13 protein-coding genes are annotated in these 12,373 nt (G+C 54.9%); 8 read left to right on the top strand and 5 right to left on the bottom strand.

What is annotated here, in order from left to right:
* Positions 1–9 precede the first annotated feature (9 nt).
* From pspB to F3I44_RS07665, 5 genes are read left to right on the top strand one after another with little or no spacing between them, the layout of a single operon-like run.
* Complete coding sequence (gene pspB / locus F3I44_RS07685; protein WP_150010261.1) at positions 10–237, top strand: envelope stress response membrane protein PspB; 228 nt, start codon at positions 10–12, stop codon at positions 235–237.
* Positions 234–584, top strand: coding sequence for an envelope stress response membrane protein PspC (gene pspC / locus F3I44_RS07680; protein WP_150010259.1), 351 nt, complete (start codon positions 234–236; stop codon positions 582–584). Before pspB ends, pspC begins: the two co-directional genes overlap by 4 nt.
* 55 nt (positions 585–639) lie before the next feature.
* A complete protein-coding gene (pspD, locus tag F3I44_RS07675; protein ID WP_003853796.1) occupies positions 640–888 on the top strand; it encodes a phage shock protein PspD in 249 nt (82 codons plus the stop codon).
* Positions 869–2,266 (top strand): YcjX family protein, encoded by a 1,398-nt coding sequence (locus tag F3I44_RS07670; protein WP_150010257.1) that lies wholly within the window; start codon positions 869–871, stop codon positions 2,264–2,266. Before pspD ends, F3I44_RS07670 begins: the two co-directional genes overlap by 20 nt.
* Positions 2,263–3,324 (top strand): YcjF family protein, encoded by a 1,062-nt coding sequence (locus tag F3I44_RS07665; protein ID WP_150010255.1) that lies wholly within the window; start codon positions 2,263–2,265, stop codon positions 3,322–3,324. Before F3I44_RS07670 ends, F3I44_RS07665 begins: the two co-directional genes overlap by 4 nt.
* A 42-nt stretch (positions 3,325–3,366) precedes the next feature.
* Here the strand turns inward: F3I44_RS07665 and F3I44_RS07660 are convergent, their stop codons facing one another.
* Genes F3I44_RS07660 through F3I44_RS07650 form a run of 3 tightly spaced genes read right to left on the bottom strand, consistent with a single transcriptional unit; the run spans position 3,367 to position 6,140 of the window.
* Entirely contained in the window at positions 3,367–4,785 is a 1,419-nt protein-coding gene (locus F3I44_RS07660) for a hypothetical protein (RefSeq protein WP_150010253.1), read from the bottom strand.
* A 48-nt stretch (positions 4,786–4,833) separates the two neighbouring features.
* On the bottom strand, positions 4,834–5,784 hold the full coding sequence (locus F3I44_RS07655) for a glycosyltransferase family 2 protein (protein WP_150010251.1): 951 nt from the start codon (positions 5,782–5,784) through the stop codon (positions 4,834–4,836).
* Entirely contained in the window at positions 5,784–6,140 is a 357-nt protein-coding gene (locus F3I44_RS07650) for a GtrA family protein (protein WP_150010249.1), read from the bottom strand. Before F3I44_RS07650 ends, F3I44_RS07655 begins: the two co-directional genes overlap by 1 nt.
* 229 nt (positions 6,141–6,369) lie before the next feature.
* On the opposite strand from F3I44_RS07650, the gene tyrR reads away from it, so the two are divergent.
* Positions 6,370–7,935 carry a transcriptional regulator TyrR gene (tyrR, locus tag F3I44_RS07645; RefSeq protein WP_150010247.1) on the top strand — a complete coding sequence of 522 codons (1,566 nt, stop codon included), beginning with the start codon at positions 6,370–6,372 and terminating at the stop codon, positions 7,933–7,935.
* A gap of 321 nt (positions 7,936–8,256) precedes the next feature.
* On the opposite strand, the gene tpx is transcribed toward tyrR, so the two are convergent.
* Positions 8,257–8,760 carry a thiol peroxidase gene (gene tpx / locus F3I44_RS07640; RefSeq protein ID WP_150010245.1) on the bottom strand — a complete coding sequence of 168 codons (504 nt, stop codon included), beginning with the start codon at positions 8,758–8,760 and terminating at the stop codon, positions 8,257–8,259.
* A 146-nt stretch (positions 8,761–8,906) separates the two neighbouring features.
* Here tpx and ycjG point away from each other — a divergent pair, with 146 nt between their 5' ends.
* Positions 8,907–9,890 (top strand): L-Ala-D/L-Glu epimerase, encoded by a 984-nt coding sequence (gene ycjG, locus F3I44_RS07635; RefSeq protein WP_150010243.1) that lies wholly within the window; start codon positions 8,907–8,909, stop codon positions 9,888–9,890.
* Here the strand turns inward: ycjG and mpaA are convergent.
* On the bottom strand, positions 9,865–10,572 hold the full coding sequence (gene mpaA, locus F3I44_RS07630; RefSeq protein ID WP_150010241.1) for a murein tripeptide amidase MpaA: 708 nt from the start codon (positions 10,570–10,572) through the stop codon (positions 9,865–9,867). The two genes, ycjG and mpaA, sit on opposite strands and share 26 nt — an antisense overlap.
* Before the next feature lie 152 nt (positions 10,573–10,724).
* On the opposite strand from mpaA, the gene F3I44_RS07625 reads away from it, so the two are divergent.
* Positions 10,725–12,344 (top strand): ABC transporter substrate-binding protein, encoded by a 1,620-nt coding sequence (locus tag F3I44_RS07625; RefSeq protein ID WP_150010334.1) that lies wholly within the window; start codon positions 10,725–10,727, stop codon positions 12,342–12,344.
* Positions 12,345–12,373 lie beyond the last annotated feature (29 nt).

Below are 12,373 nucleotides of genomic sequence, written 5' to 3'. Positions count from 1 at the left end.
GGAGAGTCAATGAGCGCACTTTTTCTCGCCATACCGCTAACGATCTTCGTGCTGTTTGTCGCACCGATCTGGTTATGGCTGCATTACAGCAACAAACGCAACGGCGGTTCGGAACTGTCGCAAAGCGACATCCAGCGGCTGCAGCGCGTCACGCAGGATGCGCAGCGGATGCGTGAACGTATTGATGCGCTGGAAGCGATTCTGGACGCTGAGCATCCCAACTGGAGGCAGCCATGATGAAAGGTCGTAAGTTATGGCGCAAGCCTGATGAAGGCAAGCTGATGGGCGTCTGCGCGGGTCTGGCAGAGTATCTCGACATCCCGGTTCGCCTGCTGCGGGTTATTGTGGTGTTATCGCTGTTCTTTGGACTGTTTGTCTTTACGGTGATCGCCTATTTCGTGCTGGGTTTTGTGCTGGATGAGAAGCCTGCCAACGTCAGTGACGGCGAGCGCCAGCCAACCGCCAGCGAGTTGCTGGATCAGCTGGAGAGCACTCTGCAACGGGATGAGCGCAACGTGCGCGACCTGGAACGCTATGTCACGTCTGAAACCTTCAGCGTACGCAGCCGCTTCCGTCAGATTTAATTCTGCTATTACCGGGCCTGTTTCAGGCCCGAACGCTGGCTCAATGGAGGTGTTAATGTCTTTTTCGCGATCCACTGCTTTTCGTCACCGCGCGGCACCTGCATTGAAGTCGGCGGCTAAATTCATCATTATCAATGCTGTTACCTACGGTCCCGCTGGTGTGACTGGCTGGGCGGTGAAATCGGTAGCGCGACGCCCGTTACGTCTGCTGCTGGCTGTGGCACTTGAGCCACTGCTGAAACGCGTGATGAACCGGGTGGCATCGCGCTTCATCAGGGAGAACGATGAAAAGACTGCAAACTGAATTAGTGGCGTTGATGAACCGTGGCGTTGATCGCCACCTGCGACTGGCGGTCACCGGCTTAAGCCGCAGCGGTAAAACCGCCTTTATCACCTCACTGGTTAATCAGCTTTTAACGGTTCACAGCGGCGCTCGTTTGCCGCTGTTTTCCGTTGTACGGGATGAGCGTCTGCTGGGCGTAAAACGGGTGCCGCAGCGTGACATGGGCACGGCGCGTTTTACCTACGACGAAGGCCTGGCTCAGCTCTACAGCTCGCCACCCGCCTGGCCCACGCCAACCCGCGGCGTCAGCGAAATGCGTCTGGCGCTGCGCTACCGGCCCAACGATTCACTGCTGCGCCACCTGAAAGAGACGGCGACACTCTATCTTGAGATTGTCGACTATCCCGGCGAATGGCTGCTGGATCTCCCGATGCTGGCGCAGGATTACCTCGCCTGGTCCCGACAGATGAACGGTCTGCTGCAGGGCGACCGCGCTGAGTGGGCTAAACCGTGGCGCGCACTCTGCGAAAAACTCGACCCGTTGGCACCCGCTGATGAAACCCAACTGGCGGAAATTGCTGCCGCCTGGACCGACTACCTGCATCGCTGTAAAACGGAAGGCTTACACTTTATTCAGCCTGGTCGCTTCGTACTGCCCGGCGATATGGCCGGTGCGCCCGCACTGCAGTTCTTCCCCTGGCCGACTTCTGATGAGGCGCAACTGACTAAGCTGGCGCAGGCCGACAAAGGCAGTAACTTCAGCATGTTGCAGCAGCGGTTTCACTACTATTGTCAGCATGTGGTCAAAGGCTTTTATAAAAATCATTTCCTGCGTTTTGATCGCCAGATTGTGCTGGTTGACTGCCTGCAGCCGCTGAATAGCGGCCCCCAGGCGTTCAATGATATGCGACTGGCACTTACGCAACTGATGCAGAGTTTTCATTATGGTCAGCGCACGTTGTTCCGCAGGCTGTTCTCACCGGTGATCGATAAATTACTGTTTGCCGCCACCAAGGCGGACCATATTACCAGCGATCAGCATGGCAACATGGTCTCCCTGCTGCAGCAACTGGTGCAGGATGCCTGGCAGAACGCGGCGTTTGAAGGCATCAGTATGGACTGCATCGGGCTTGCGTCAGTGCAGGCGACACAGAGCGGGCTGGTCGATCATCGTGGCGAGAAGATCCCGGCCCTGCGCGGTCATCGTCTGGCGGATGGCGAGCCGCTCACCGTCTATCCTGGCGAAGTGCCGCCGCGCCTGCCCGGTAATGCGTTCTGGCAGCAGCAGGGCTTTCAGTTTGAACAGTTCCGGCCGCAGCAGCTCGACGTCGATCGTCCGCTGCCGCATATCCGCATGGATGCCGCGCTGGAATTTTTATTAGGAGATAAATTGCGATGAGCGATCCGCTGAAGCCGCGTATCGATTTTGCCCGTCCGCTGGATGAGAGCAGCACGACGCCGCTGCGCCCGGCGCAGACCTTTGAAGCAGAAGCGCAGGCTGCGTTTCTGGCGGTGCAGGATGAAGATGCCGCCGTTGAAGAGGAGGGCGCAGGTGAACGGACGGTAGAAGCCGCGCTGAAGCCTAAGCGCAGCCTGTGGCGCAAAATGGTGACAGCAGGCGCGCTACTGTTTGGCGTCAGCGTGATGGCGCAGGGTGTACAGTGGACGCACGATGCCTGGCTGGCCCGCGACTGGTTTTCGCTGGGCAGCGGCGTGGCAGGTGGCCTGATCGTCCTGGCAGGTGTGGGCGCGCTGACCACCGAGTGGCGTCGCCTCTATCAGTTGCGTCAGCGCGCAGAGGAACGGGATGTGGGCCGCGAGCTGCTGCACAGTCATGGCATCGGCAAAGGCCGCGCATTCTGCGAAAAGCTGGCGCAGCAGGCGGAGCTGGATCAGGCGCATCCGGCTCTGCAGCGCTGGCATGCTTCACTGCATGAAACCCACAATGACAGTGAAATTGTCCGTTTATATGCGCAACTGGTGCAGCCAGTGCTGGATCGCCAGGCGCGACGCGAGATCAGCCGTCATGCCGCTGAAGCCACACTGATGATCGCGGTCAGCCCGCTGGCGCTGGTGGATATGGCGTTTATCGCCTGGCGTAATCTGCGGCTGGTCAATCGTATTGCAGCAATCTATGGCATTGAGCTGGGCTACTTCAGCCGCATCCGGCTATTCCGTCTGGTGCTGCTTAATATGGCCTTTGCCGGGGCGTCCGAACTGGTGCGGGAAGTTGGCATGGACTGGATGTCGCAGGATATCGCCGCCCGGCTTTCTACGCGGGCTGCGCAGGGTATTGGTGCAGGTTTATTAACCGCAAGACTGGGCATCAAAGCGATGGAGCTTTGCCGTCCGTTGCCCTGGCTGGAGCAGGATAAGCCAAGGCTCGGCGACTTTCGTCGTGAGCTGCTGGGCCAGTTGAAAGAGGCGCTGCAGAAGGGTGGCAATAAGTCAGCCTGAATCTCTGATGGACAACAGAGGCGGCCTGGCCGCCTCTATTATTTAGTGCGGCTGACGCAGGACCTGCCGCGAATCAATAGTCAGGCATTTACCCGGACAGGCAGATTCATCGGTGATCACCGGGTCCGCTGGCAGCGTAAAAGCCATTCCGTTTTTCTCCCTGATAAAATGCGCCATTCCGGCGAATGTCCATGACATGCTCAGCCCAAGCCCACCGAAATCATCATATTTACGTAACGTCGCAACCTTCGGCAGGTACTCGCCGGTCAGGCGATAATGGAGTGCGCCATTAAAATCTTTCGGAACCTGCTGAATGATTGCCTGATCGAGCAGAGCAAACTCTTTGCGAGCCGGAACTGAGTAGCCGTTGATCAGATGGCTTATCGTCAGCGAGCCAGCCGCTATCACCAGCAGCGCATAAAAAGGCTTTTTCCATTTTAACTTTTTGCTGATTTCAAACAGACCGAGAATAAATGCGCTGGTGGTAATCAGCGCACCGGCAATTAATGTGCGGTAAGCCGCCATGCTTTCGCTGACAATCAGATTAGGCAGTGCGGCAATCAGCAGTAAGACAAACATCAGATAAAATTTGTCGTTGCCCGCGGCTTTAATTTTTTTAAGTCCAAAACCAATAATAATCGATGAGACAATCACCGACACCGTTTTTGCGCCGAGGTCAAAGTTGCAGATCACGTTCTTCAGGTATTCGGTAAAAAACCATTTCAGCTTAACCGGGATGTCGTAGCTGAATGCCGAGCGGGGCAGCGTGTGACCATAAAGCTGGACGGGCAGCACTTTCGAGGCGATTAGCGCAGCAAACATGCCTGCACCCAGCACTATCAGGGAGATGAGCGCCTGTTTCTTATTAATTTTCCGCGCGGAAAAGCAGAGGTCCAGCGCAGCAAAGAAGGTGAAGCTCATCGCGGCCGGTTGGTAGAGACAGAAAGCGATGGTCAGCAGGCAGAATGCTAACAGGCGGGCTGAGATGCCCGGTTTAATCGACAAACGGTAGCTGGAACCCGCCAGTAAAATCGCAGCGATATAGGGGAAGCAGGATGCCCATGCAACGTAAACCTGAAATGAAGGGAGCAGACAAAGCAATAATGCAAAAGTGATCCGCTGAGCCTGATTCTCCAGCAGCCCATCTTTCTGACAAAGAGTATAGATGTAATACCCGGTGAAAATGAGCAGAACAATCGCGACAGAACGCAGCAGCGCCAGCCGCTCTACGCTCTCTACCAGAAAAGAGGCGCTGTACTGAATAATCCCATACACCGGCCTGCCGGATAGCGTATCCCAGTTTAAGATGCTGAGCTTGTCAACGTTTGCCCAGTAGAGATTCGTCCAGTCATCGGTATAGGCGTAATGGGTTAAATATGCGGGGCTATAAACAATCAGAAAAACTACCGCAATAAGAAAAAAAACCTTACGGCGTGCCAGTACGGTATCAGTGGTGAACATCTCACATCCTTATTAATCAGGCTATCTCTCTGCGCCTGAACGCGCGGTTTAATCCGTGTTCTGAGGTGGGGGCAAACGGGTCGTCGCGGATTTTCGCAAAATATAGCGAGGCCGGTTTTTGGTTTCCATATAGATGCGGCCAATATATTCACCCAACACGCCAATGCCAATAAGCTGAACACCACCGAGAAACAGCACCGATACCAGAATAGAGGGGTAACCCGGCACCGGATTACCGAACAGCAGTTTATCCACGATCATCCAGAGTCCATACAGGAAGGCCAGCGAGGCCACTAAGAAACCCAGATATGACCAGATGCGTAGCGGAACAGTAGAGAATGAGGTCAGTCCCTCCAGCGCAAGATTCCACAGCTTCCAGCCCCCGAATTTACTGCGGCCAGCCATTCGCTCAGTGCGCACATATTCCACGATGTCCGTCTGTCCGCCCACCCAGCTCAGAATGCCCTTCATAAAGAGATTCTTCTCAGGCAGCAGCTTAATGTTCTCAACCACTTCTCGCGACATCAGCCGGAAATCACCGACGTTCTCTTCTATCTGCGGATCGCTGATGCTGTTGTGCAGCTTATAAAACCAGTGCGCTGTTTTGCGTTTGAGGTGACCATCGGCACGTCTGTCAATCCGCTTGGCTAACACGATATCAGCGCCCGCCTGCCATTTTCGGATCATGTCGGGAATAATCGTGATCGGATCCTGCAAATCCACATCAATCGGGATCACGGCGTCGCCGGTGGCGGCTTCCAGTCCGGCAAACAGCGCCGGTTCCTTGCCGAAATTACGGATAAACGACAGGCTGCGCACCAGGGGATCGCGCTGACTCAGTTGAGTTATCAGTTTATACGTTGCGTCTGTGCTGCCATCATCGATAAATACAATCTCAACCTGCCACTCTGCAAGCGCTTCATATTTTCTGACAGCATCATAAAAAAGAGGGATAACCTCCTCTTCATTAAATACCGGCACCACCAAAGAGATTTTCATTATTCTCCTTTGAATATGACAAAGCGGGAAAAAAGAAAGCCACATACCAGACTGATAGCCGATGAAGCAATCAATGTCATGATCGGATAGAGGCCCAACTGGTCAGCCAGATAACCTACGCTGAATGCCATCGCGCCCATAAAAACGACGTAAAGACTATAACGCCATGCCGTGGCCTGCTGTTTAAAGGTCCAGCGCGCATTAACAAAGAAAGAGAAGGTGACGGCCATGCAAAAAGCAATCAGGTTAGCAGTCGACTGCATGAGACCCAGGCTCAGCGCGAGGAAAAAGGTCAGCCAATGAATCAGGGTATTAACCATACCCACAGTCAAATATTTTGCGAAGAAAGTCAGCATTTTATAATCAATTTTAATCAATTAAGAAAAATATACCGTAATCAGCCCGCAATCAACAGTCCGGCGCTGACTAAGACTGACATTCAGCCGGAAATGAGAGTCGACAGCAGGTCAGTACAAAACTCCGCCATACGAGCCAGAACTGTCAACATTTCCTGACAGATACCTTTATGCAGGTGCGCCACATAGCGTATTATTGTTTTATCTGAACCTGATTAAGGCGAACGCAATGCGTCTGGAAGTGTTCTGTCAGGACCGTATCGGTCTGACGCGTGAGCTGCTTGACCTGCTGGTGGCACGCAACATTGATTTACGCGGTATCGAAATCACGGCACTGGGCCGCATCTACCTGAACTTTTCTGCACTGGAATTTGACGCCTTCAGTAATCTGATGGCGGAAATCCGGCGTACACCCGGCGTAACAGATGTGCGCACGGTAACGTACATGCCCTCTGAACGGGAGCATCGGGCGCTGAGTGCGCTGCTGGTGGCGATGCCGGATCCGGTTTTCTCCATCGATCTGAAAAGCAAGGTTGAACTGGCGAATCCCGCTGCTCAGAACCTGTTTAATCTCGATGAAGAGAAGATGCGCAACTTTAGCGCCGGTCATCTGATTAACGGCTTTAATTTCATGCGCTGGCTCGAAAGCGATCGTGTTGAGGCGCAGGCCCAGCATGTCGTCATTGAGGGGCGTGATTTTCTGATGGAGGCACGTCCTATCTACCTGCCGGGTGAAGAGGGCCAGAGCGACAGGCCGGTTGGGGCGATGGTGATGCTGAAGTCGACAGCCCGTATGGGCCGCCAGTTGCAGAATCTGGTGGTCACTGACGAATCGGAGTTTGACCATATCATTGCCGTCACGCCGAAGATGCGTCAGGTCGTCGATCAGGCACGTAAACTGGCGATGCTTGATGCGCCGCTACTGATTGTTGGCGACACCGGCACCGGGAAAGATATGCTGGCACGCGCCTGTCATCTGCGTAGTGCCCGCGGGAAAAATCCTTTTCTGGCGCTGAACTGTGCCTCTTTGCCCGACGATGTTGCCGAAAGCGAACTGTTTGGTCATGCAGCCGGCGCTTATCCGAATGCGCTGGAAGGCAAAAAAGGCTTTTTTGAGCAGGCCAATGGCGGCTCGGTACTGCTGGATGAGATTGGCGAGATGTCGCCAAGAATGCAGACCAAGCTGCTGCGTTTTCTTAATGACGGCACTTTCCGTCGCGTCGGCGAAGAGCATGAAGTCCATGTCAATGTGCGGGTGATTTGCGCCACGCAGAAGAACCTGATTGAACTGGTGCAGCGCGGGGAGTTTCGCGAAGATCTCTTCTACCGTCTCAATGTACTGACGCTGCAACTGCCGCCGCTGCGCGATCGTCCACAGGACATTCTGCCACTGACTGAGATGTTTGTGGCCCGCTTCGCGGATGAGCAGGGAATGGCGCGTCCTCGTCTCTCGCCACAGCTCAATGCGTTTCTGACCCGTTATGCCTGGCCTGGCAACGTGCGTCAGTTGAAAAACGCGCTGTATCGGGCATTAACCCAGCTGGAAGGTTACGAGCTTCGTCCACAGGATATCGTGTTGCCCGAACAGGCGCTGGATGTGTCACTCGGCGATGAAGCCCTGGAAGGGACGCTGGATCAGATCACCAGCCGTTTCGAACGCTCGATTCTGACGCGGCTTTATCTCTCTTATCCCAGTACCCGAAAGCTGGCAAAACGGCTGGGTGTATCACACACCGCGATTGCCAATAAGCTGCGGGAATATGGTCTGGGGCAGAAGCGTACCGAAAGCGAATAAGCTTCTCAGTTCCTCTTCGCAGACTCATGGCGAATCTGGCAGCAATAGATTAGCTCAACGCGCAGGGAACGGGGGCAGAGAAGGAAAGCGTCCCGCACCATGAACAAAAACGCCAGGCGTTTTTGAACAATGCGAAGCGTTGGCCCGGCTACGGGCGCCCCTCAGGGATGAGGGGCGTAATTGTGCCAGCCGAGCGGTCATGGATGACAGATTTTGCGTCTTTCCGATCTGACCCGGTTTTTGTGCAGGCTCGATCTGATAGCTAATCGAGCCTGGCAATATCTGTAACATCGGCGGATAACCAGGTTATCCGCTTTTTTATTACTTCAACGCGGCCAGTGCAGCGTCGTAATCAGGCTCAGTAGTGATTTCATCCACCAGCTGGCTGTAGATTACTTTATCGTTCTCATCCAGCACGACCACCGCACGCGCAGTCAGGCCTTCCAGCGCACCATCGGCAATTTCCACGCCATAATCATACTTAAACTCTGAGCCGCGCAGCGTCGACAGGGTCACAACGTTACTCAGGTTTTCTGCACCACAGAAACGTGACTGGGCAAACGGCAGGTCCGCAGAAATACACAGCACCACCGTATTATTCAGTTCACTCGCGGCCTGATTGAATTTGCGCACAGATGAAGCACAGACGCCGGTATCAACACTCGGGAAAATGTTCAGAATTTTGCGTTTTCCTGCATACTCAGAGAGCGCAACGTTGACCAGATTTTTAGCGACCAGTGTGAAAGCTTTGGCTTTATCGCCAGCCTGAGGAAACTGACCAGCAACCGGTACGGCGTTACCCTGAAAATGAACAGTCTGAGACATAGTGATTCCTTTTGATGAAAAAAAAGATCTGACACAAAACGGCTAAAGATAGCCGTTGTTTATGACATAAATGTTAAGGGTTTACGAGTTCAATTGTTGAATTTAACGTGGCGCTCTGCCACTGCGTCCTACATTGTGGAGTGGAAATGAGAACGGTAAAAAGTTATCCCGAAGCCTGGCCATTGCATACGCCGTTTGTCATTGCCCGTGGAACGCGAACCGAAGCCAAAGTGGTGGTGGTTGAAATTGAGGAAGACGGCGTCAAAGGCGTCGGAGAAGCGACCCCCTATGCGCGCTACGGTGAAAGCGAGGCGTCAGTACTGGCGCAAATCGCCACGCTGCTGCCGGCGCTGCAACAGGGCATGACGCGTGAAGCGCTGCAACAGGCTCTGCCTGCTGGTGCCGCGCGCAACGCCATTGACAGCGCCCTGTGGGATTTAGCCGCACATCAGCAGCAGAGCAGCCTCTGGCAGCTTAGTGGCGTTACCCCCCCTGAGGATGTGGTCACCGCACAGACCGTCAGTATCGATACCCCGGAAGCGATGGCCAGCAGCGCGCTGGCGCTGTGGCAGCATGGTGCAACGCTGCTGAAGGTTAAGCTGGACGATAATTTCATCACCGAACGGCTGATGGCGATCCGCGCCGCCGTGCCGGACGCGACCCTGATTGTGGATGCCAATGAGTCATGGCACGCCGAAGGCCTGGCGGCACGCTGTCAGTTACTGGCCGATATCGATGTGGCGATGCTTGAGCAGCCTCTGCCCGCGGATGTGGATGCGGCACTGGAGAACTTTATCCATCCGTTACCGATCTGCGCTGATGAGAGCTGTCATACCCGCGAAAGCCTGGCGGCACTACGAGGCCGTTATGAGATGGTCAACATTAAACTGGATAAAACGGGCGGACTGACCGAGGCGCTTGCACTGGCCGATGCGGCTCAGCAGCAGGGTTTTGCGGTGATGCTGGGCTGCATGCTTTGTACCTCGCGGGCAATACGCGCTGCGCTGCCGCTGGTGCCGCAGACCCGCTTCGCCGATCTCGACGGGCCAACCTGGCTGGCGGTCGATGCAGAACCGGCGATCAACGTGCGCAACGGTCAGCTGATTATTGCTGCCAGCGCAGCAGGTTAACCATCATTTCAAGGTAAGTCTCCGTGGCTTCATCCACGGAAATGACCGGCATTTCAGCGGTCACGCAGGGCAGACTGAGATCGTGACACCAGCTGCCGAATGAGCCTGGCGTGTCATAGCCGACGCTGCTGACTCGGGGAAGGCGGGTATGGCTGGCCAGCCAGCCGCCAATCTCCACCTGATGCGGATCGTCAATACAGCCCAGCGGTTCATGCCATGAGACGATCCAGCACGGCTTAAGCTGATGAATCAGGGCACAGAGCGCCTGGGTTTCCGGTTCAGAACCCGGATGCGTGCCGGTTGAGAGCGCCACATCTCGCGCATCGGCCGCACTGTTCCAGCGATACACCGTCTCGCCTGACTGCCAGTTTGCTGCCGGGAAATTACGGTTGAGATCGACGCCATTTGCATTAGCGCGCAGCCCGAGCTGACAGCCATCCGGATTGATCGCTAATACCACGTGGTGCCGACGCATGCCGTCGGGCAGCGTGCGCAATGCGGCGGAAAGCGTCGCAATGGCCGCATTCTCATCACCGTGGGTGCCGGCCAGGATCAGACCGCTATCGGCATCGCCCAGAGGGGCCGGAAACCACAACAGCGGTGCGCCCAGCACAGAGCGGCCATACTGCTGATAGGGAACGTCAAGTTTGCCCCGCAGGGGACGCGGATGGAGTAGTGACATACTCATTTCCTCAAAGGGTTTTACTCAAAGTAGCGGAAAAGCTGTGCGCGGAAAATAGCTATTTATCTGTCAGCCATTTGCGCTAAAGTGCCCTGCACACGCTGCATCAGCAACAGACTGATGCAGCACTTCTTTAGGGTAAAGGAGTGATGATGGTTAAGACCTTTCGCATGACGCTGGCAGCAATCAGTCTGAGTAGCGTTATCACACCCGCTATCGCGGCGAATCTACCCGCTGGCGCACAGCTGGCCGAACAGCAGCAGATCGTTCGCCACATTAAAGATGAACCCGCTTCACTTGATCCGCTTAAAGCGGTCGGCCTGCCGGAAATTCAGGTGATTCGCGATCTGTTTGAAGGCCTGACCAATCAGGATGCGCAGGGCAAAATTGTGCCGGGCGTGGCGCAGAGCTGGAGCAGTAGCGACAACAAAACCTGGGTCTTCACCCTGCGCAATAACGCGCGATGGTCAAACGGCGATCCGGTTACCGCACAGGATTTTGTCTACAGCTGGCAGCGCCTGGTCGATCCTAAAAACAGTTCGCCCTTTGCCTGGTTCGCGGGCTTAAGCGGCATTGAAAATGCGGCAGCGATTAACAAAGGTGAAATGACGCCCGATAAGCTGGGTGTGATCGCTCAGGGTAAAACGCAGCTGAAAGTGACGCTGGATCGTCCGGTGCCGTGGTTCCCGGCGCTGGTGGCTAACGTGGCGCTCTTCCCGGTTCCTCAGAAGATGATTGCGCAGGAGGGCGACAGCTGGACAGCACCCGGCAAACTGGTGGGCAACGGTGCCTATCAGCTCAGCGAGCGGGTGGTAAATGAAAAAATCGTTCTGATCCGTAATCCGGACTACTGGGATGATGCGCATTCGGTGCTGACAAAAGTAACCTTTGTCCCGATCAATGAAGAGTCGAGCGCCACCAAGCGCTATCGCGCGAATGATGTCGATATCACCGAATCCTTCCCTAAAAATATGTATGCGATGCTGAAAAAAACGTTGCCGGGAGAGGTCTACACACCTGACCAGTTGGGTACCTATTATTATGCCTTTAACACGCAGAAGGGGCCGACTGCCGATGTGCGAGTCCGCAAAGCGCTGTCATGGTCTATCGATCGCAAAGTGATTGCTGAAAAAGTGTTGGGCACCGGTGAGAAGCCAGCGTGGCACTTTACGCCAGATGTGACAGCCGGCTTTAAGCCATTGCCCACTTTCATGCAACAGCACGATCAGAACACCCTGAACGCGCAGGCGAAAGCGCTGCTCACCGCCGCCGGTTATGGCCCGGCTAAGCCGCTGAAACTTAAGTTGCTCTATAACACCTCTGAGAGTCATCAGAAGATTGCGATTGCCGTGGCCTCAATGTGGAAAAAGAACCTCGGGGCAGATGTCACGCTGGAGAATCAGGAGTGGAAAACTTATATCGACAGCCGTAATAGCGGGAACTTTGATGTGATCCGTGCTTCGTGGGTGGGTGACTACAATGAGCCATCTACCTTCCTGAATCTGCTGACCTCAGGCAACAGCAGCAATATTTCGCGTTTCAGCAACGCGGATTATGATGCGGTCATCGCCAAAGCCAGCAAAGAGACCAATGACCAGGCGCGCAACAGCGACTACAACCGGGCGGAGCAGATCCTGGCCGAACAGACGCCGATTGCTCCTATCTATCAGTACACCAATGGCCGCCTGATTAAACCCTGGGTCAAAGGCTATCCCATTACCAATCCTGAAGACGTCGCCTACAGCCGTGAACTCTGGATTGAAAAGCACTAAGCCACAGGTGGCCGGTTTTCCGGCCATCG

It is taken from the genome of Pantoea sp. F_5 (assembly GCF_008631595.1).
GTDB lineage: Bacteria > Pseudomonadota > Gammaproteobacteria > Enterobacterales > Enterobacteriaceae > Pantoea > Pantoea gossypiicola.
The sequence above is the reverse complement of the archived record's forward strand: the minus strand, read 5'-3'. Positions and strand labels throughout refer to the sequence as shown.

Excerpts from the sequence above, each read along its gene's own strand:
- pspB (WP_150010261.1), top strand. The coding sequence starts at position 10 with ATGAGCGCACTTTTTCTCGCCATACCGCTAACGATCTTCGTGCTGTTT.
- pspC (WP_150010259.1), top strand. The coding sequence starts at position 234 with ATGATGAAAGGTCGTAAGTTATGGCGCAAGCCTGATGAAGGCAAGCTG.
- pspD (WP_003853796.1), top strand. The coding sequence starts at position 640 with ATGTCTTTTTCGCGATCCACTGCTTTTCGTCACCGCGCGGCACCTGCA.
- F3I44_RS07670 (WP_150010257.1), top strand. The coding sequence starts at position 869 with ATGAAAAGACTGCAAACTGAATTAGTGGCGTTGATGAACCGTGGCGTT.
- F3I44_RS07665 (WP_150010255.1), top strand. The coding sequence starts at position 2,263 with ATGAGCGATCCGCTGAAGCCGCGTATCGATTTTGCCCGTCCGCTGGAT.
- F3I44_RS07660 (WP_150010253.1), bottom strand. The coding sequence starts at position 4,785 with ATGTTCACCACTGATACCGTACTGGCACGCCGTAAGGTTTTTTTTCTT.
- F3I44_RS07655 (WP_150010251.1), bottom strand. The coding sequence starts at position 5,784 with ATGAAAATCTCTTTGGTGGTGCCGGTATTTAATGAAGAGGAGGTTATC.
- F3I44_RS07650 (WP_150010249.1), bottom strand. The coding sequence starts at position 6,140 with ATGCTGACTTTCTTCGCAAAATATTTGACTGTGGGTATGGTTAATACC.
- tyrR (WP_150010247.1), top strand. The coding sequence starts at position 6,370 with ATGCGTCTGGAAGTGTTCTGTCAGGACCGTATCGGTCTGACGCGTGAG.
- tpx (WP_150010245.1), bottom strand. The coding sequence starts at position 8,760 with ATGTCTCAGACTGTTCATTTTCAGGGTAACGCCGTACCGGTTGCTGGT.
- ycjG (WP_150010243.1), top strand. The coding sequence starts at position 8,907 with ATGAGAACGGTAAAAAGTTATCCCGAAGCCTGGCCATTGCATACGCCG.
- mpaA (WP_150010241.1), bottom strand. The coding sequence starts at position 10,572 with ATGTCACTACTCCATCCGCGTCCCCTGCGGGGCAAACTTGACGTTCCC.
- F3I44_RS07625 (WP_150010334.1), top strand. The coding sequence starts at position 10,725 with ATGGTTAAGACCTTTCGCATGACGCTGGCAGCAATCAGTCTGAGTAGC.